The 18,201-nt window shown below is 42.7% G+C and carries 19 protein-coding genes and 1 riboswitch; of the genes, 15 read left to right on the top strand and 4 right to left on the bottom strand.

Features of this window, described 5'->3' with window-relative positions; translation table 11 throughout:
• Window positions 1-40: 40 nt before the first annotated feature.
• Window positions 41-997, bottom strand: coding sequence for a Gfo/Idh/MocA family protein (locus AB5Z52_RS06345; protein WP_117474473.1), 957 nt, complete (start codon window positions 995-997; stop codon window positions 41-43).
• 125 nt (window positions 998-1,122) lie between these two features.
• Between AB5Z52_RS06345 and AB5Z52_RS06340 the strand changes: the two genes are divergently transcribed.
• The 9 genes from AB5Z52_RS06340 (at window position 1,123) to purB (ending at window position 8,947) form a co-directional block, all read left to right on the top strand.
• The gene (locus tag AB5Z52_RS06340) at window positions 1,123-1,626 is read left to right on the top strand and encodes a hypothetical protein (protein ID WP_034704725.1); all 504 of its coding nucleotides are present in this window, start codon (window positions 1,123-1,125) and stop codon (window positions 1,624-1,626) included.
• A gap of 13 nt (window positions 1,627-1,639) precedes the next feature.
• Entirely contained in the window at window positions 1,640-2,428 is a 789-nt protein-coding gene (locus AB5Z52_RS06335; protein ID WP_117474474.1) for a D-alanyl-D-alanine carboxypeptidase family protein, read from the top strand.
• Entirely contained in the window at window positions 2,421-3,020 is a 600-nt protein-coding gene (locus AB5Z52_RS06330; protein WP_003127188.1) for a glycoside hydrolase family 73 protein, read from the top strand. The genes AB5Z52_RS06335 and AB5Z52_RS06330 overlap by 8 nt, the downstream gene beginning before the upstream one ends.
• A gap of 20 nt (window positions 3,021-3,040) precedes the next feature.
• On the top strand, window positions 3,041-3,718 hold the full coding sequence (locus tag AB5Z52_RS06325) for a hydrolase (RefSeq protein ID WP_213359207.1): 678 nt from the start codon (window positions 3,041-3,043) through the stop codon (window positions 3,716-3,718).
• An 89-nt stretch (window positions 3,719-3,807) separates the two neighbouring features.
• Window positions 3,808-3,905, top strand: a riboswitch (purine riboswitch).
• Between the two features lie 75 nt (window positions 3,906-3,980).
• Window positions 3,981-4,562 (top strand): xanthine phosphoribosyltransferase, encoded by a 582-nt coding sequence (locus tag AB5Z52_RS06320; protein ID WP_003127190.1) that lies wholly within the window; start codon window positions 3,981-3,983, stop codon window positions 4,560-4,562.
• Complete coding sequence (locus AB5Z52_RS06315) at window positions 4,562-5,866, top strand: nucleobase:cation symporter-2 family protein (RefSeq protein WP_003127191.1); 1,305 nt, start codon at window positions 4,562-4,564, stop codon at window positions 5,864-5,866. The genes AB5Z52_RS06320 and AB5Z52_RS06315 overlap by 1 nt, the downstream gene beginning before the upstream one ends.
• 172 nt (window positions 5,867-6,038) lie before the next feature.
• A complete protein-coding gene (purE, locus tag AB5Z52_RS06310; protein ID WP_288551525.1) occupies window positions 6,039-6,524 on the top strand; it encodes a 5-(carboxyamino)imidazole ribonucleotide mutase in 486 nt (161 codons plus the stop codon).
• A complete protein-coding gene (gene purK / locus AB5Z52_RS06305; protein ID WP_171917740.1) occupies window positions 6,517-7,635 on the top strand; it encodes a 5-(carboxyamino)imidazole ribonucleotide synthase in 1,119 nt (372 codons plus the stop codon). Before purE ends, purK begins: the two co-directional genes overlap by 8 nt.
• A gap of 13 nt (window positions 7,636-7,648) precedes the next feature.
• Complete coding sequence (gene purB, locus AB5Z52_RS06300; RefSeq protein ID WP_003127194.1) at window positions 7,649-8,947, top strand: adenylosuccinate lyase; 1,299 nt, start codon at window positions 7,649-7,651, stop codon at window positions 8,945-8,947.
• 73 nt (window positions 8,948-9,020) lie between these two features.
• Here purB and AB5Z52_RS06295 read toward each other — a convergent pair whose 3' ends face one another.
• From AB5Z52_RS06295 to AB5Z52_RS06285, 3 genes are all read right to left on the bottom strand, one after another.
• A complete protein-coding gene (locus AB5Z52_RS06295; RefSeq protein ID WP_003127196.1) occupies window positions 9,021-11,069 on the bottom strand; it encodes a penicillin-binding transpeptidase domain-containing protein in 2,049 nt (682 codons plus the stop codon).
• A gap of 5 nt (window positions 11,070-11,074) precedes the next feature.
• A complete protein-coding gene (locus AB5Z52_RS06290; RefSeq protein ID WP_003127197.1) occupies window positions 11,075-11,689 on the bottom strand; it encodes a DUF1054 family protein in 615 nt (204 codons plus the stop codon).
• 89 nt (window positions 11,690-11,778) lie between these two features.
• Window positions 11,779-12,165, bottom strand: coding sequence for a hypothetical protein (locus AB5Z52_RS06285; protein WP_003127198.1), 387 nt, complete (start codon window positions 12,163-12,165; stop codon window positions 11,779-11,781).
• A 264-nt stretch (window positions 12,166-12,429) separates the two neighbouring features.
• Here AB5Z52_RS06285 and purC point away from each other — a divergent pair, with 264 nt between their 5' ends.
• The 6 genes from purC to purM all read left to right on the top strand — a co-directional run.
• Entirely contained in the window at window positions 12,430-13,152 is a 723-nt protein-coding gene (gene purC / locus AB5Z52_RS06280; protein ID WP_005472501.1) for a phosphoribosylaminoimidazolesuccinocarboxamide synthase, read from the top strand.
• Entirely contained in the window at window positions 13,143-13,406 is a 264-nt protein-coding gene (gene purS, locus AB5Z52_RS06275) for a phosphoribosylformylglycinamidine synthase subunit PurS (protein WP_003127200.1), read from the top strand. Before purC ends, purS begins: the two co-directional genes overlap by 10 nt.
• Window positions 13,403-14,080, top strand: a complete 678-nt coding sequence (purQ, locus tag AB5Z52_RS06270) for a phosphoribosylformylglycinamidine synthase subunit PurQ (protein ID WP_003127201.1) — start codon at window positions 13,403-13,405, stop codon at window positions 14,078-14,080. The genes purS and purQ overlap by 4 nt, the downstream gene beginning before the upstream one ends.
• Window positions 14,073-16,301: a phosphoribosylformylglycinamidine synthase subunit PurL gene (gene purL, locus AB5Z52_RS06265; protein WP_003127202.1), complete on the top strand. Its 2,229-nt coding sequence runs from the start codon at window positions 14,073-14,075 to the stop codon at window positions 16,299-16,301. The genes purQ and purL overlap by 8 nt, the downstream gene beginning before the upstream one ends.
• Entirely contained in the window at window positions 16,286-17,707 is a 1,422-nt protein-coding gene (gene purF / locus AB5Z52_RS06260) for an amidophosphoribosyltransferase (protein ID WP_142435017.1), read from the top strand. The genes purL and purF overlap by 16 nt, the downstream gene beginning before the upstream one ends.
• 21 nt (window positions 17,708-17,728) lie before the next feature.
• On the top strand, window positions 17,729-18,201 hold a 473-nt coding region (purM, locus tag AB5Z52_RS06255; RefSeq protein ID WP_368266850.1), incomplete at its 3' end, for a phosphoribosylformylglycinamidine cyclo-ligase.

The following is an 18,201-nucleotide window of genomic DNA, read 5'->3' as shown; positions in this document are numbered from 1 at the left end:
CGACTGCCCAGCGATTTGATTCGCTGGGCAGTCAATTGTTTTATTTTGTTTGCTTCCAAAATTGTTGCATCTGGTCTAAGACGGCAATGACGTCACTTGTTAGATGGATCGATCCTTTAGAAGTCCCTTCAATAGTTTTAATCATATTGGCGATTTCGTAATTTAGTGCTTGGGTCGTATCGCCTGTTTCAATAAACTCATTGGAGCCATCACGATAGTGGATGGTTGCTTTATCAGCCCGCGGATATTCTTCGACTGTGATATAGCCTTCTTCAAAAGCAACGATTCCTGTTTTTGGCATTTTAGCTTGGAAAGTTAGGGTCACACTGGCCATTTCATCAGCTGGGTTACGCAAAATCGTCACGGATTGTTCGTCAACGCCGGTTTCAAAAGGCTTCATGCTGCTGAATTCTACCTTTGGTGACTCACTCATGAAAAAGCGGGCAAAAGAGACGGCATAAGTACCAATGTCAAGCAGTGCACCGCCGCCTAAATCAGGATTGAAAAAACGATTTTGAGGATCAGGATCCTTGTAACTGCCAAAAGGTGCTTGAATCATTTTTAATTTTCCTAGTTTGCCAGAGGCTACGATTTCTTTTAGACGGTGATAAAGCGGCATGTTGTAGATGGTCATCGCCTCTTCTAAAACCAATCCTTTTTCTTTGGCTAAGGCCAGTTCTTCAGCAAGTTCATCGCCACTTGTAGTGATCGCTTTTTCGCAAAGAACGTGTTTCCCTGCTGCCAGTGCTGCCATGATGTAGTGATGGTGGATATCATTTGGTACCGCAATATAGACGATATCGATCGATGGATCAGCCAACATTGCTTCAGCAGATTCATAAGCCTGAGGAATCGAGAAACGTTCCGCAAATGCTTGGACTTTTGAGTAACGGCGGGCACAGACACCGTACAAATCGCTAGCATCGCTTGCAAATCCAGCGGCAAATTGTGTGGCGATGTCTCCAAGGCCAATTATGCCCCAACGATATTTTTTCATTTTCTATCAGCTCCTTCGTTTTTAGTATAACAAAACTTAGTGAATCTTAAAAATATTGCAAAGCCAAAGTTAAAAGTTCCATTTATGTCCAGCTTTCAGTAAAATAGATACAGGAGGGATGTATGATGCATAACGTGTCTATTGCAATTATTTTAAGTACAGTTATTGAACAATATTCTACGGAAGCTCGTTTCTATGAAACGCAGCTTGGAATCGATCGAGAACAATGGGAGGCCTGGAAAAATGGGACAGCGAGTTTGACACCTGCTGAAAATCAGAAAATCAAATTGCTGTTCTCTGATTATGAATGGATGCTGATTCAAAAAATTGTTCGTCAAACGGTGATCTATCCCGAAAAGAGAACAAGTGCGGTAGCTGAATTCAAGAAAATGAAGACACAGATTGCACGCACGTGGCTTTCAAATGATTTGGCAAAAGTGGAATTATTAACACAATCTGAAGAAAGTACTCAATACCTTGATTTAAGAGTCAGTATTACGTATGATGAATGGGGCTATGACGACATTTTGAACTTCCGTCTGCCTGCTTTTGTCCAACAACAAATCAAGAATGAGAAAATTGAGTTGTTGGCATGGGTCAAAGAGAATTTAGAAGAGACATATAATTAAAGGTAGGGTTTTTTTGAAAAAATATTTAGGTATCTTAGCTGCTGCTGGCTTTCTATTAATTAGTTTGGTAGCTAGTCTGCAGCAGGAACATTCAGCGAGCAGCGAAACAATCGCAAGTAGTCAGACAGTGGCGTCTAGCAGTGAAAAAGAACAAACAAGAGTCTCTCAGAAGAGTAAAGATTTTCCTAAAGTATCTTTAAATGATTGGGCGCTTGTTTTAGTGGGCCCCCTGAATAAAGGAACTGAAATCGATACGGGGGGATTAGCAAAATTAACCAATGGCTATCTCGTGGACAAACGAATCGTTTCTGACTATGAAAAATTAAAAGCTGCCGCAGAAAAAGCTGGTCATCCTTTAGTGATGATCTCCGCCTTTCGCTCCATCGCCTCGCAAAAGGCTGTTTTTGATCAGAATGTCACGATGCTGATGAGTCAAGGACAAAACAAAGAGAAGGCAATCGAAACAACCAAACGAACGATGACAGAACCAGGTTACAGTGAACACCATACGGGTTTAGCCGTAGACGTAGTTGATCGACAATGGTATGATTCTTATCCAGAAACCGTATTGGACCACCGATTTGGTGAGACAGATGGCGGCAAGTGGCTGCAAGCGCATGCCCGGGAATACGGCTTTATCATTCGTTACCCAGAAGGAAAGCAGGCCATTACTCAGATCGATTATGAACCTTGGCATTTACGCTATGTTGGTGTAGAAACTGCTACATATATTGAAAAACATCAACTGACTCTGGAAGAATTTCTAGAGCAAGTAAAAGAACAGGAGGAAGAAAATGAGTAAACGACGCAAAACAACGAAGACTCGACTGCCGTTTGTCTTTTTAGGTATCCTCCTGATTGGACTTGCTTTTATTTTTTCAATGAACAGTTTAGCCGATCCCTTGCCGAAACAAGAGGATAGTGAAGAAATGACTCAGCAAGAATTTATTGATCGCATTGCACCTCATGCACAGGAATTGCAAAAGGGGTACGGTATTTTACCGAGCATTATTTTAGGGCAAGCCATCTTGGAGTCTGATTGGGGCAAAAGTACACTAGCTAGTGAATACAATAATCTTTTTGGAATCAAAGCATTTGGACATAGTAAAAAAGTGACATTAGATACCCAAGAGTTTTATAATGAGCAGTGGGTAACGATCCAAGGCGATTTTCGAGTCTATGATTCGTGGGAAGAGTCCATGGATGACCACACGATGCTCTTTGTCAATGGCGTAGACTGGAATCCAGCGCTCTATGTAAATGTTTTGTCGGCAACAGACTACAAAACAGCTGCCAAAGCATTGCAAGAAGCTGGTTATGCCACAGATCCGGATTATGCAGAGAAAATCATTCGTGTAATTGAAACCTATCATTTAAATCAATACGACCAATAGACGGAAAGAAGTGGGTGCCCATGGAAGAAAAATACATGCCAAAGATCACAACGGAACTGCGAAAAGATATCGTGAAAGTTCCTAAAGTTATCAGACAAGCAAGCGGGATTCAAATTTTTGGCAAACAGATCCGCTCGATCATTTTTACTACAGATATTGCAATCATCCGCAATACCAATGCAGATGCGGTGATTGCCGTCTATCCCTTTACCCCGCACCCTGCGATTACCAAAGCGATTATCGAGGCAGCTGATATTCCCGTATTTTCGGGGGTCGGAGGAGGTTTGACTCAAGGATTTCGTTCTTCTTATATGAGCATGTTTGCAGAAGCGCAAGGTTCCATTGGTGTGGTGCTAAATGGTCCGACACCACTGAAAACTGTGGAGCAGGTCTGTAAGGTCATTGATATTCCTGTGATCAGTACCGTAACTAGTAAATATACCAAAATTGATGAAAAATTGAAGTTAGGTGTCAAAGTGATCAATATCAGTGCTGGGAAAAAAACCGCTGAGACTGTTCGTTATTTTCGCAAGCGGTATCCTGAATTGCCAATCATCGCTACTGGAGGCCCTACAGATGAAAGTATTTTAGAAACGATCGAAGCAGGCGCCAATGCAATCACCTATACACCACCTTCCAATGGAGAGTTATTCAGCAAAAAAATGCAGCACTATCGGGAAATGGAAAAACCTGATTAGTGAGCGTTGAGAAATAAAATGAGAACATTCTTATTTTGGAAGAGTTTTCTAAACTTGCCTTTTTAATCAATCTTCGGCATAATCGAACCTATCATTCATAAAATTTAACTTGTATATCGTCGTAATAAGGTCGACAGTCTCTACCCGATACCGTAAATATCGGACTATAAGTAAAAAAAGTGCCATTGATGCACCTTTTTTGCTTTAGCAAAAAAGGTGTTTTTTTGTTGATAGGCCTAAATGGAAAGGAAAGAGGTATAGGATGAAAAAGTTGATCGAACGGATCGAAAAAGACGGAAATGTTTTAGGTGATGGCGTTCTGAAAGTTGATAGTTTTTTAACGCACCAAGTGGATCCGGAATTAATGCAGGAAATCGGCACGACATTTGCCAAACGATTTCAAGCAGAGCAGATTACTAAAGTAGTGACTATCGAAGCTTCAGGGATTGCACCAGCTTTATTTACGGCACAAACATTAGGTGTGCCAATGATTTTTGCCCGTAAAGCCAAAAGTCTGACAATGGACGAAGAATTATTGACAGCCTCGGTTTATTCCTTTACCAAGCAAGTCACGAGTCAAGTATCGATTTCTCGGAAATTTTTGTCTGCGGAAGACAATGTATTGATCATCGATGACTTTTTAGCAAATGGCCAAGCAGCAAAAGGATTGATCGAATTATGCCAGCAAGCCGGTGCAACGGTTGCTGGTATCGGAATCGTCATTGAAAAATCCTTCCAATCTGGACGAGCATTGCTTGAAGAAATGTCGATTCCTGTTGTTTCTCTCGCGCGGATCGCTTCCTTATCCGAGGGTAAAGCAACTTTCTTGGAGGGTGACGCTTAATGAACGAACAAAATGGACGCTCTGCTGTCTTAGGGTTGCAGCACTTGCTCGCGATGTATGCGGGTGCTGTCGCAGTACCACTATTGATTGGAACCGGGTTAGGATTTAATGAAGCCCAAATGACTTATTTGATTTCCATTGATATTTTTATGTGCGGGGTAGCAACATTGCTGCAATTGACCGTCACCCGTTTCTTCGGGATCGGATTGCCGGTTGTCTTGGGCTGTGCCATCCAAGCTGTTTCACCATTGATTTTGATCGGAACTAAGTCAGGGATCGGTGCCATTTATGGAGCCATTATTGCTTCTGGTATTTTTGTTGTTTTGATCTCCGGTGTCTTCTCAAAAATCAAAGTCTTGTTTCCGCCATTGGTTACGGGAACTGTCATTACAGTGATTGGTTTGACGTTGATCCCCGTTGCCATTACCAAAATCGGTGGTGGGGATGCTGCCGCAGCTTCCTTTGGCGCACCAGACAATTTACTCTTAGGTTTTGTCACGATTGCATTAATTATTGGTATTCAGATTTTTGCCAAAGGATTTCTTCGTTCGATTGCTGTTTTGATCGGTTTGATCGGCGGAACTTTGCTAGCAACTGTCTTAGGGTTAGTTGATTTATCCGCGATTTCTCACGCGCCTGTCTTTCATTTGCCGCAGCCGTTTTACTTTGGGTTACCAACCTTTGATATTTGGTCGATTTTATTGATGATCATTATTTCAATCGTTAGTATGGTGGAGTCTACGGGGGTCTATTTTGCACTGGGAGATATTACAGGACAACCTGTTTCATCAGAATCATTGAAAAAAGGTTATCGGGCTGAAGGGTTAGCAGTGATTCTGGGCGGAATCTTCAACACATTCCCTTATACGGGCTTCTCACAAAATGTAGGGCTCGTACAGTTATCTGGTATCAAAACCCGTAAACCGATTTATTTCTCTGCGGTCTTTTTGATTATATTAGGTTTGTTTCCGAAAGTTGGTGCTTTGGCGCAAATCATTCCTGAAGCTGTATTGGGTGGCGGGATGTTAGTCATGTTCGGCATGGTGGCTGTCCAAGGGATGAGAATGTTGTCGAAAGTCGACTATTCAAATGACAAAAATTTGCTGATTATCGCTGTTTCACTGGGATTCGGCTTAGGTTTCAACATTATGCCAACTTTATTTAGCCGCTTACCTGAAACCTTGCAAATGTTTACTGGTAACGGAATTGTTATGAGCAGCATGACTGCGATTATCTTGAATCTTTTATTCAATGGCTTACCAAAAAAAGAAGCGGTCGAATCAGGAGAATTTAACGAAGTTTGATTTACGAAAGCATTCTGGTCAACAGGATGCTTTTTTTGTTTTAGAGAGAAGAAATGATCTTTTGTTAAAAGACGAACAATATATCTCGTATTTTTTCTATAGTTCGATTTTCTTTTGACTTTATGGATGTCACTTGCTAGTATTTAAGTGAATAATCGAAGGGAGTTGTCTTATGGAACAAGTAGCAGTCATTATGGGCAGTACGTCAGATTGGGAGACGATGAAACACAGTTGTGAGATTTTAGAGGAGCTTGGGATTCCCTATATCAAAAAGGTTGTTTCGGCTCATCGGACACCGGACTTGATGTTTTCCTTTGCCGAAAATGCAAGAGAAAAAAGGCTGAAAGTAATCATTGCTGGTGCTGGCGGTGCCGCTCATCTGCCAGGTATGGTCGCTGCAAAAACAACGTTACCCGTGATTGGCGTACCTGTTCAATCACGAACATTAAATGGATTGGATTCGTTACTTTCCATCGTACAGATGCCGGGAGGCGTTCCTGTGGCAACGACAGCGATTGGAAAAGCTGGTGCAATCAACGCGGGACTACTTGCAGCTCAGATGCTTTCCATGTATGATTTAGGAATAGCGGAAAAGTTGGATCAACGAAGAAAGACGTTGAAAGAAAAAGTAGTGGAAAGTAGTGATCAACTTGATTAAACCTTTGATGCCCAATGCGACGATCGGAATCGTTGGCGGCGGACAATTGGGGCGTATGATGGCAATGAGTGCCAAAAAAATGGGTTTCCGTGTCGGCGTGCTGGATCCAACAGCCAATTGTCCGACAGCACAAGTAGCTGACTGGCATATTGTTGCTGCTTATGACGATGTCTTTGCACTGGAAGAAATGGCGCGGCGTTCTGATGTGATTACTTATGAATTTGAGAATGTCAGCGTAGAGGCTTTGAATTCGATTTTGCCCTATGCAAATATTCCTCAGGGAACTGATCTATTGGCAATCACCCAAGATCGCTTGTTAGAAAAATCTTTTTTAGAAGCCAATAATATTGTTATTGCACCTTATGCGACAATCATCAGTCCTACCGATATTCAAGATGCCATCGAGAGTATCGGCTATCCTTGTGTATTGAAAACGACTCGAGGAGGCTATGATGGCAAAGGGCAATATGTTTTATACAGCACAGCTGATTTAGCGCCTTCGATGAATCTTTTGCGAGAAGGAACTTGTGAATTAGAAGCATGGATCCCTTACGAAAAAGAACTCTCGATCATGGTGGCAGGGAATGGTCGTGAAATCACCACTTTCCCAGTGGTTGAAAATATCCACCGCAACAATATCTTGCATCAAACGATTGCACCTGCTCGAATCGATTCTGAGGTAGCGGAGGAAGCAGAACGGATCGCGCGTGTGATTGCGCAAGCCCTTGATTTACGCGGTGTTTTAGCGATCGAGCTGTTCTTAACGAAAAGCGGCGGACTATATGTGAATGAGTTGGCACCACGCCCACATAATTCAGGTCATTACTCGATTGAAGCTTGTTCTATGAGCCAGTTTGATGCCCATGTACGTGGGATCTGCGGTTGGCCGCTTGCAGAGGTTAAACTGTTGAGTGATGCGGTCATGGTGAACATCTTAGGTGATGAACTCATTGAAACATATGACCTGATTGCTCATAAGCCAGATTGGCAATTCCATTATTATGGCAAAGAAGAAGCAAAGAGCGGTCGGAAAATGGGACACATTACGTTGTTGACCGAAGACATTACTGCTTCATTGGAAGAAATCTATCAAACGAATATTTGGGATTAAAGGAGAGTAACGCATGTTAGAACGTTATACAAGACCTGAGATGGGCAAAATTTGGACAGATCAAAATCGATACCAAGCATGGCTAGAAGTCGAAATCTTAGCTGATGAGGCGTGGGCCGAGCTTGGTGAGATTCCCAAAGAAGATGTGGAAAAAATTAGAGAGAAGGCAACTTTCGATATCGACCGTATCTTAGAGATCGAAGCACAGACGCGTCATGATGTGGTCGCATTCACCCGGGCTGTCTCTGAATCGCTTGGTGACGAAAGTAAGTGGGTCCACTATGGGCTGACTTCTACTGATGTGGTAGATACGGCTTATGGTTACTTGATGAAGCAAGCGAATGACTTAATCCGTAAAGATCTAGAAACATTCACAGCTATCATTGGTGAAAAAGCAATAGAACACAAATATACTGTCATGATGGGACGGACCCATGGGGTGCATGCCGAACCGACGACATTTGGGTTGAAGCTTGCCTTGTGGTATTCTGAAATGAAACGCAATATTGAACGTTTCGAACGAGCGGCGGCTGGAGTTGAAGCTGGGAAAATCAGCGGTGCAGTAGGAACATTTGCCAACATTCCGCCATTTGTTGAAGAATATGTATGTAACAAGTTGGGGATTCGTCCTCAAGAAATCTCTACGCAAGTATTGCCGCGAGATCTCCATGCAGAATATTTTGCTTCCATGGCACTGATTGCAACAAGCATTGAAAAATTTGCGACAGAAATCCGTGGATTGCAAAAATCAGAAACAAGAGAAGTTGAAGAGTTTTTTGCTAAAGGGCAAAAAGGGTCTTCCGCAATGCCGCACAAACGCAATCCTATTGGTTCAGAAAATATGGCGGGATTAGCACGAGTGATCCGCGGCCATATGGTGACGGCGTATGAAAATGTTTCTCTTTGGCATGAACGAGATATCTCTCACTCTTCTGCTGAACGGATTATTATCCCGGATACAACGATTTTGATTGATTATATGCTCAATCGTTTTGGAACGATCGTCAAAAATCTGACTGTTTTCCCAGAAAATATGAAACGTAATATGAATGCGACTTTTGGCTTGATCTATAGTCAACGTGTTATGTTGAAATTGATCGATCATGGCATGACTCGAGAACAGGCATATGATCTTGTTCAGCCGAAGACGGCACAAGCTTGGGACGAACAGCGGGATTTTCGACCATTGTTAGAAGCTGACCAAACCATTATGTCTACGTTAAGTGAAAAAGACTTGGATGATGCATTTGATTATCATCATCATTTAAAGCAAGTGGATACGATTTTTGCGCGCGTAGGTTTAGGTGAATAGGGAATAAACCCCGAAAAAAACAAAAGGCACGCTGCTTCAATAAGCAGCGTGCCTTTTGGGGTAGTTTTATTATTTAGTTATAGTTTTCGGAAAGATAAGACAAAAGATCTGGGGCTAATGCTGTAGCAGAAGAGTTTTCTTGCCGATCTTCTAGCATGGACACCATCAAATACTTTTGATTCTGGGCATCGAAAGCAAATAAGAAGCTATTTTCCTGTCCTTTCTCATCTTGTTTCTCCTTGATCTCAGCTGTTCCAGTTTTGGCAGCAAGAGGCAAACCGAGAGCTGCTAGGGAATGGGCTGTCCCATTCTCATCGGTAACGACAGCTTTCAAATCCTCATTGATCAGTGAAATCGTCTCTGGTGAAATCAACTCTTTTTTCGTCTTTGTTTCTGCACCCATCACTAATCGTGGATAAACCAGAGATCCTTGATTGGCGAAAACAGAGTACATCGCTGCTTGTTGAATTGGATTGATCAACAATTCTCCCTGGCCATAGCCAGTGTCTGCCAGCAAAATCTCAGAATTGAAGGATTTGTCATTGCTGATTTGTGCAGGGTTCATGGCAATCGGCAAGTCCAATTCTTCACCGAAAATAAATTTCTCCAAACCAGCACGGAATTTGTCTTCACCCATCGCCAATGTTTGTTGAGCCATATAGATATTATCCGAATAGACGAGAGCGTTACGCAAGTTAACGGATGCGACATCGCTGACCCGAGTCACGAAGTAATCTCCCCAAGAGCTATCTTTTTGCCATTTCAATCCGTTGATTGAAAGGACGGTTTCTGGATTGATCGTTCCATTGTCTAAACCGATGGCTGCTGTGATTGTTTTAAAGGTTGAACCGGGAGCATAACCAGTTGCAAAGCGGCTGATAAATGGTAGATCTTTGTTGTTATGGTAAGCATCATAGTCCTCTTGTGAAATTCCGTTGGTCATTTTATTGGGATCAAAACTTGGAGAACTAGCTAGAACGAGCAGATCCCCTGTGGTTGGTTCAGTGACCACGGTAGAACCAGCCTGATTCTTAAGGGAATCAAAAGCGATTTTCTGTGCTTTGGCATCGATCGTGAGTTGAATCGTTTTGCCGTCAGTTTTTTTCGTTTCGATCAATGCTTTTCGCTCTGTGCCTTTTTCATCGGTGATCGCTATCTTACCACCGTTTTTTCCTCGAAGTTCTTTGTCAAAAGCTGCCTCGAGACCAGAGCGGCCAATTTTTCCATTGCTGGCTAATGTATCATCTTTTTCAACATCTTCAGCCGTAATGTCTCCTACATAACCAATCAATTGTGCAGCGGCTTCACCTAATGGATAGGTTCTGCCCGCGGTTTCTTGAATGCTTGCACCGGTTGGGAGATCAGCTGTGGGTTCCACGATTTTCAAAGGAACAAAGTAATCGTCTTGCACCCAAGATTGATCCAATGCTTGCTGGATCGCTTTCTCAGTCAGGTCAAACTGCTTAGCGATCGCTTTGATTCTTGACTCTTTATCCTCTCCATCTCCTAATTGTCCGGGAATCACCCCAAGCTGGTACAAGGTGCCATTAGCAGCCAGTGGTGTTTTGTTGCGATCCACTATTTCACCTCGAACAGCCTCATCAACAGAAATACTTACTTTATCTTGTCCAGCCATGTCAGGGAAAATCAGGTTTGGAGCCCAATCGATTTTTGGCTGATCTTTTTCAAATTTGATGGTTCCGGAATAATTCAGATCTTTGATTTCCCCCAAGCTAGTAGTGAGAGATAACTGATAGGTAAACTGATAATCTGCATCTTTGACATCATCGCTTAAAGTGATTTTGGAACCCTTGATGTTGGCAGCATCAATTCCGCTGAAAATTGTTTGATATTTTTCTGCTACTTGATCATTGGTATAACCATTTCTTTCTGCGCTATCAGAAAGAATCAAGGATGGTAATTTGTCGAATTTGTTTTTTGAAAGGTTCTCAATGAATGAGTGGACGACTTTCTCTGCCTGATTTTGTCGTTGCTGTTTGTCATAATAGCGATAGCCGAAAAAGCCACCTACTACAAGCAATAAGAGCAGAGGAAGAACAATCAGTAAAGTCTTCCGTTTTTTTGGTGGTTGATTTTGAGAGCGGCGATTTTGTCGTTCCATTTTTCTTAATTCCCTTCTTGGTTAAGTATCGGTAACTCTTCGCGATTCCGATAAAGCGGCAGCAGCAAGCGATAATCTGCTAACAGTTGCTCCATAGTGAGCGTAGAAATCTGATCTTTGAGATAGACTTTGCCAATCTGTAATTCGCTTTTTTTTACAGTAGTCAGCCGCTCTAGAGCAGCGGGCCATTCTCGGATCGGCTGATAGCCATATTGCGTATGATCCAGAGAGAGGACAAAATCTTGAGGTAGAGTTTCAAACAGTGCCGGTTTCTCTGACCAGCAGCGAGCGATTTGCTGTTGGTTTTTCGGCTGATCAATCACACTTAACCAGACAAAAGCATACTCACGAGTAATACCGATCTGGAAGTGGGCATCCATCTTATAACCTCGCTTGTTTGGTCCAAAAGCTGCCCAAGTTTCTTCTGGAGGATAGACACTTCGCCGTCGGTGCTGTGCGATATGCAGATAAAAAGGAGTGTCTAGCTTTTCTGTGAAAAAAGGGCAGACTTTTTCACCAATTTGCTGAAAAATCGGTTGGATCTCTTTACGAATTTCCTGCATTCGTTCTTCCAAGCTCGAAGCTTGGAAGACGTGAAAGCTTTTATTAGTAAATAACATAGAGTAGAATTCCTTTCTTGTATTCTAAGAGATAGTATAGCAAAAAAACACCCTTAAAATCGCAATTTAGGCGTTTTTTAAGAGTGAGTTTAACTATTTATAAAATTAGGTTTTAAAGGAGTGAAAGTCTTTTCCTCATTGAGTAAGTTTAGCAAGACATCCAAAAAGGCAGTTTGCATTTCTTCCATATTGAAATAAATACGGAAACAATAGGTGTGTTTAAAGAAAGTCTGCTGATGGATTTGATGGATAATCAATTCTTCGTTTAATCCGTTTTTATATTGGAGTACCCGTTTTCGATGTTCGGAATAATGAGGCCGGGCATGTTTTTTGAATGGACTGAATAAATAAAAAGATGTCATTTGATTTGCGGTCAACACTTGTTGAACGGCAAGTAGTTCATTATGTAGCTGTTTTCTGTCGGTGTCCGATAAATGAGCGATAAATCGTTGCGCTTGATTTTTCAGTGACCACATGAATCAATTCCTCCTTGGAGATACCAATATTCACAAAATCAATATAACATGAAAAAAAATAAATGTAAACGCTTTATAGTGTGTGAACAAGTCGGAAATCTGCAGAACAAAAAATGATTTTAAGTTAAACACGAACGTTTAAAGAAAAATTAGTTGTTAATGTACATTATTTTGTTGACCCTTATTCTTTGCGTTGTTAGAATAGAAAACAACAAGAAGAGACTAAAAATCTATGTGAAAAAACTAACTTTTGTGAGGTGTCCGGTGGTGCAAGAACAATTGATTTACGAAGGGAAAGCAAAGAAACTCTTCAAGACTAGCAAAGATGAAGAGCTCCGTGTGGAGTATCTCGATCAGGCTACCGCGTTGAATGGATTGAAGAAAGATGCAGTTTCAGGAAAAGGAGCACTGAATAATCAGATTACCAGTCTTATTTTTCAAGAATTAGAAAAGCAGGGTATTCCAAGTCATTTTATCAAAATATTGTCTAAACACGAACAATTAGTTTGTGAAGTTGAAATGATCCCGTTGGAAATCGTCGTCCGTAATACGGCTGCCGGCAGCTTTTCTAAGCGCCTGGGAATTGCTGAAGGGGAGCAGCTGCCTTTTCCGATTATTGAATTTTATTACAAAGAAGACCGCTTAGACGATCCTTTCATCAATGAAGATCACATTCGTTATTTGGGAATCGCCACCCCTGAGGAAGTTGCTCAAATCAAAATGCTTGCTCGACAAATCAACACCGCATTGTGCCAACTCTTTGAGAAAATTAAGATCCACTTGGTCGACTTTAAAATTGAAGTCGGAAAAAGTGATGGGAAAATTCTTTTAGCGGATGAGATTTCGCCGGATACTTGTCGCTTATGGGATCTGACAACGAAAGAACATTTGGATAAAGATGTCTATCGTCGTGAAATCGGGGATCTGATTCCTGTTTACCAAGAAGTATTAAATCGCTTAGAAAAGGAGTATAGTTCATGTATTTAGTCAAAGTTTATGTCACTTATAAAGAGTCGGTCTTGGATCCTCAAGGAGAAGCAGTCAAAGGAGCGGTTCATCGTTTGGGGTATCAAAATGTCTCTGAAATACGTATTGGGAAATATTTTGAGATCAAAGTTACAGACAGCAACAAAGAATCAGTAGCGGCAGAAATTGAAGAAGTTTGTGACAAGTTACTGGCAAATGTCAATATGGAGACTTATCGTTATGAAATCATTGAGATGGAGGACAAGGAACAATGAAATTTGCAGTAATCGTTTTTCCTGGTTCGAATTGTGATGTCGATTTAATGTATGCCATCAAAGATGTGATGGGCGAAGAAGCCGAATATGTGTGGCATGACGAGACCTCGTTAGCTGGCTTTGATGGTGTATTGCTTCCAGGAGGTTTCTCCTACGGGGATTACCTTCGCTGCGGAGCCATCGCACGTTTCTCGAATATTATGGCAGAAGTCATTCGTTTTGCAGAAGAAGGAAAACCGGTCTTTGGTACGTGCAATGGCTTCCAGATCTTGACAGAAGCTGGCTTGCTGCCAGGGGTTTTACGCAGAAATGAATCGCTGCACTTTATTTGCAAGCCGGTACAGTTGCAAGTCAATAACCAGACGCCTTTTACCTCTGAATACCAGCAAGATGAACGGATCACGATCCCTGTCGCTCATGGAGAAGGAAATTACTATTGCGACGATCAAACCTACCAGGAACTGGAAGCCAATAACCAGATTGTCTTCCGTTATGTGGATAACGTTAACGGGAGTTTACATGGTATTGCCGGCATTTGCAACAAGGCAGGCAATGTTTTAGGGATGATGCCCCATCCTGAGCGGGCAATGGAAGAGTTGCTTGGCTCAAAGGATGGCAAGAAGTTCTTTGCGTCTTTATTGAAAAATTTCGGGAAGGTGCCAGTACATGAATAAAGCAATCATAGCAGAGCCAACACCACAGGAAATCAAAGAAACCAAGCTTTATCAACAATGGGGGCTCACTGATGAAGAATACCAAATGATTTCAGAAGAAATATTAGGTCGACTACCTAATTATACAGAAACGGGTCTCTTTTCAGTAATGTGGAGCGAACATTGTTCCTATAAAAATTCCAAGCCGGTCTTGCGCAAATTTCCAACCGAAGGCCCGCAAGTTTTACAAGGGCCAGGCGAAGGAGCGGGAATCGTCGATATTGGTGATGGCCAAGCAGTTGTCTTTAAAGCGGAAAGTCATAACCATCCTTCGGCCGTGGAGCCTTATGAAGGCGCCGCAACCGGCGTCGGTGGGATTATTCGTGATATTTTCAGTATGGGGGCGCGGCCCATCGCGATCCTAGATTCGTTGCGTTTTGGCGAATTGACGAATGAGCGGACCAAATACCTTTTAGAAGAAGTCGTGGCAGGAATCAGCGGCTATGGAAATTGTATCGGAATCCCTACAGTCGGTGGTGAAGTTGCCTTCGATGCCTGTTACGAAGGGAATCCATTGGTCAATGCGATGTGTGTCGGTTTGATCGACCACAAAGATATTCAAAAAGGACAGGCCAAAGGCGTTGGTAACATAATCATGTATGTGGGAGCAAAAACAGGTAGAGACGGGATCCATGGTGCAACATTTGCTTCCGAGGAGTTCGTGGAGGGAGAAGAACAGCAGCGCTCGGCTGTCCAAGTAGGAGACCCCTTCATGGAAAAATTGTTATTAGAAGCTTGTCTTGAGCTGATCCTTGAACATTCAGACAGTTTGATCGGTATTCAGGACATGGGGGCAGCCGGTCTCGTTTCTTCCAGTTCTGAAATGGCTTCAAAAGCTGGTTCAGGATTAAAACTTTATTTAGATGATGTACCGCAACGAGAAACTGGTATGACACCTTATGAAATGATGCTATCAGAATCCCAGGAGCGGATGCTGATCTGTGTGAAACAAGGACATGAAGCAGAAGTTGAAGCGTTGTTTCAAAAATACGGATTGGAAGCGGTAGTGATTGGTGAAGTAACCGATGATGGTGCGTATCGCTTGTACCATCAGGGAAAAGAAGTTGCCAATTTACCTGTTGATGCTTTGGCAGAAGATGCGCCAACTTATCATAAAGAAAAAGCAGAACCTGCTAGAATCCAAGCATTTCGTCAACAGCCTGATTTTGAACCAGTCATTGATGATGCAACAGCAGTCTTTTTACAATTGTTGCAGCAACCCACGATTGCTTCAAAAAAATCGATTTTTGAAACCTATGATTCTCAAGTGAGAACCAATACCGTTGTTGGCCCAGGAAGTGACGCTGCAGTCCTGCGGATCAAAGGGACCAACAAAGCTTTAGCTATGACCACGGACTGTAATGCTCGCTACTTGTACCTTGATCCTGAACGAGGCGGACAGATTGCTGTAGCAGAAGCAGCTCGCAATATTGTTGCTTCTGGGGGACGACCACTAGCGATCACAGACTGTCTCAACTATGGCTCGCCGGATAAACCAGAAGGCTTTTGGGAGTTATGGACATCGGCAGAAGGGATTGCCAAAGCTTGTGAAATTCTAGAAACTCCTGTTATTTCAGGTAATGTTTCGCTGTATAATGAAACCAACGGGCAGGCAATCTATCCAACACCAGTGATTGGTATGGTAGGGCTGATTGAAAAGGTCGAACATATCACCACACAACATTTCCAGACACCGGAGGATTTGATTTATTTGATTGGAGAAACGAAGGCCGACTTTAACGGCAGTGAACTCCAAAAATTACAAAATGGGTCGATCAATGGCCGTTTGATGGCATTTGATCTATTAGAAGAAAAACAGAATCAGGCAATCGTCTTATCTGCGATCCAGGCTGGACTTGTAAAAAGTGCCCATGACTGTGCAGAAGGCGGATTAGCTGTTGCATTAGCTGAATCTGCGTTTAAGAAGAATGTCGGTATATCTGTTCAACTAGATTTGCCGCAATCTTGGCTTTTTTCAGAAACACAAACGCGATTTGTGCTGTCCATTGCTCCAGAAAATCAAACCGCTTTTGAAGCTTTGGCAGGTGATAGCGCTTGTCTCATCGGAAAAGTTACAGCAGAACCGCAACTAAAAATCCAAGGTAGCGATGGAATGATCGTAGTGGAAACAGCCTTAGCACGTAAGAAATGGGAGGAAGCAATTCCATGTCTATTGAAGTAAAAAGCTTGAATGAAGAATGCGGGGTTTTTGGTGTCTGGGGTCACCCAGATGCTGCCCGAGTTACTTATTTTGGCTTGCACAGTTTACAGCATCGGGGACAAGAAGGCGCTGGGATCGTCGCAAATCAGCAAGGCAAGCTTGCCGGTCATCGAGATCTTGGCTTATTAGCAGAAGTTTTTTCCGATGAACGACTTCTTCAACGATTGACAGGTGAAGCAGCAATCGGACATGTTCGCTATGCTACTGCAGGCAATGGCAGCGTCGATAATATCCAACCTTTTCTTTTTAAGTTTTTTGATCAGCAGATTGGGTTGGCGCACAACGGGAACTTAACCAATGCCAAGAGTTTGCGGAAATCACTTGAGTCTGAAGGAGCCATTTTTCATTCAAATTCAGATACCGAAATTTTGATGCATCTGATTCGCCGCAGTGGTCAAGCGAATTTGCTGGATCGCATCAAAGAAGCGCTGAATCAAGTGAAAGGTGGATTTGCCTATCTTTTGCTGACAGAAGATGCGATGATCGCTGCTCTTGATCCAAATGGATTTCGGCCACTCTCGTTAGGAAAAATGGTCAATGGTGCTTATGTGATTGCTTCAGAGACTTGTGCTTTAGAAGTGATCGGAGCTGAATTTGTTCGAGATATCTGTCCTGGGGAAGTTGTCATTGTGGATCAAGCGGGCTACCGTGTTGAAACATATACGGAAGAAGTCCAACCAGCGATTTGCTCAATGGAATTCATTTATTTTGCACGACCAGATTCGAATATTGCCGGCGTCAATGTCCATACTGCACGAAAAAATATGGGACGTAATCTTGCCCAAGAAGCACCGATCGAAGCAGATATGGTGATCGGTGTACCGAACTCATCCTTATCGGCCGCCAGCGGGTTTGCAGAAGAATCTGGCATTCCTTACGAATTAGGATTAGTCAAAAATCAATACATTGCACGAACATTTATCCAGCCCACTCAAGAATTACGGGAACAAGGCGTTCGGATGAAGCTATCTGCCGTCCGCGGTGTGGTTGAAGGAAAAAAAGTGATCATGGTGGATGACTCGATCGTTCGCGGCACTACTAGCCGACGAATCGTTCAATTGTTAAAAGAAGCCGGTGCCAAAGAAGTTCACGTTCGGATTGCTTCACCGCCATTAAGATATCCTTGTTTTTACGGAATCGATATTCAGACGCGGAAAGAACTGATCGCTGCTCAGCAAAGTGTCGAAGAAATTCGACAAACGATCGGTGCCGATTCGTTGGCTTTTCTCAGTGAGACTGGCTTGATCGAAGCAATCGGGTTAGATTTAGACGCCCCCTATTCTGGATTGTGCATGGCCTATTTCAATGGTGATTATCCTACACCGCTTTATGATTATGAAGAAAGCTATTTAGCGTCGCTCGAATAAATGGTACAGGAGGAACTCAAAGTGGCAAATGCTTATGCAAAGGCTGGTGTTGATGTGAACGCCGGGTATGAAGTCGTTGATCGAATCAAAAAACATGTCAAAAGAACAGAACGGTTAGGTGTAATGGGTGCCATCGGTGGCTTTGGCGGCTGTTTTGACTTGTCAAACTATCCGCTGAAAGAACCAGTGCTGGTATCCGGTACTGATGGTGTAGGAACGAAATTATTAGTAGCGATCCAACAAAATCAACACCAAACGATTGGAATCGATTGTGTTGCGATGTGTGTCAATGATATTGTCGCTCAAGGAGCAGAACCGATCTATTTTTTGGATTATGTCGCAGTGGGCAAGAATGATCCCGAAAAAATCGAACAAATTATCGCCGGGGTTGCAGAGGGCTGCGTTCAGTCGGGAGCGGCTCTGATAGGCGGTGAAACAGCAGAAATGCCAGGGATGTACTCGGAAGAGGACTATGACTTGGCTGGTTTTGCGGT

This window comes from Enterococcus sp. RTP21361st1_A6_RTP21361_211029 (assembly GCF_040910045.1).
GTDB lineage: Bacteria > Bacillota > Bacilli > Lactobacillales > Enterococcaceae > Enterococcus_D > Enterococcus_D gallinarum.
The sequence above is the reverse complement of the archived record's forward strand: the minus strand, read 5'-3'. Positions and strand labels throughout refer to the sequence as shown.

Excerpts from the sequence above, each read along its gene's own strand:
- AB5Z52_RS06345 (WP_117474473.1), bottom strand. The coding sequence starts at position 997 with ATGAAAAAATATCGTTGGGGCATAATTGGCCTTGGAGACATCGCCACA.
- AB5Z52_RS06340 (WP_034704725.1), top strand. The coding sequence starts at position 1,123 with ATGCATAACGTGTCTATTGCAATTATTTTAAGTACAGTTATTGAACAA.
- AB5Z52_RS06330 (WP_003127188.1), top strand. The coding sequence starts at position 2,421 with ATGAGTAAACGACGCAAAACAACGAAGACTCGACTGCCGTTTGTCTTT.
- AB5Z52_RS06325 (WP_213359207.1), top strand. The coding sequence starts at position 3,041 with ATGGAAGAAAAATACATGCCAAAGATCACAACGGAACTGCGAAAAGAT.
- AB5Z52_RS06320 (WP_003127190.1), top strand. The coding sequence starts at position 3,981 with ATGAAAAAGTTGATCGAACGGATCGAAAAAGACGGAAATGTTTTAGGT.
- AB5Z52_RS06315 (WP_003127191.1), top strand. The coding sequence starts at position 4,562 with ATGAACGAACAAAATGGACGCTCTGCTGTCTTAGGGTTGCAGCACTTG.
- purE (WP_288551525.1), top strand. The coding sequence starts at position 6,039 with ATGGAACAAGTAGCAGTCATTATGGGCAGTACGTCAGATTGGGAGACG.
- purB (WP_003127194.1), top strand. The coding sequence starts at position 7,649 with ATGTTAGAACGTTATACAAGACCTGAGATGGGCAAAATTTGGACAGAT.
- AB5Z52_RS06295 (WP_003127196.1), bottom strand. The coding sequence starts at position 11,069 with ATGGAACGACAAAATCGCCGCTCTCAAAATCAACCACCAAAAAAACGG.
- AB5Z52_RS06290 (WP_003127197.1), bottom strand. The coding sequence starts at position 11,689 with ATGTTATTTACTAATAAAAGCTTTCACGTCTTCCAAGCTTCGAGCTTG.
- AB5Z52_RS06285 (WP_003127198.1), bottom strand. The coding sequence starts at position 12,165 with ATGTGGTCACTGAAAAATCAAGCGCAACGATTTATCGCTCATTTATCG.
- purS (WP_003127200.1), top strand. The coding sequence starts at position 13,143 with ATGTATTTAGTCAAAGTTTATGTCACTTATAAAGAGTCGGTCTTGGAT.
- purQ (WP_003127201.1), top strand. The coding sequence starts at position 13,403 with ATGAAATTTGCAGTAATCGTTTTTCCTGGTTCGAATTGTGATGTCGAT.
- purL (WP_003127202.1), top strand. The coding sequence starts at position 14,073 with ATGAATAAAGCAATCATAGCAGAGCCAACACCACAGGAAATCAAAGAA.
- purF (WP_142435017.1), top strand. The coding sequence starts at position 16,286 with ATGTCTATTGAAGTAAAAAGCTTGAATGAAGAATGCGGGGTTTTTGGT.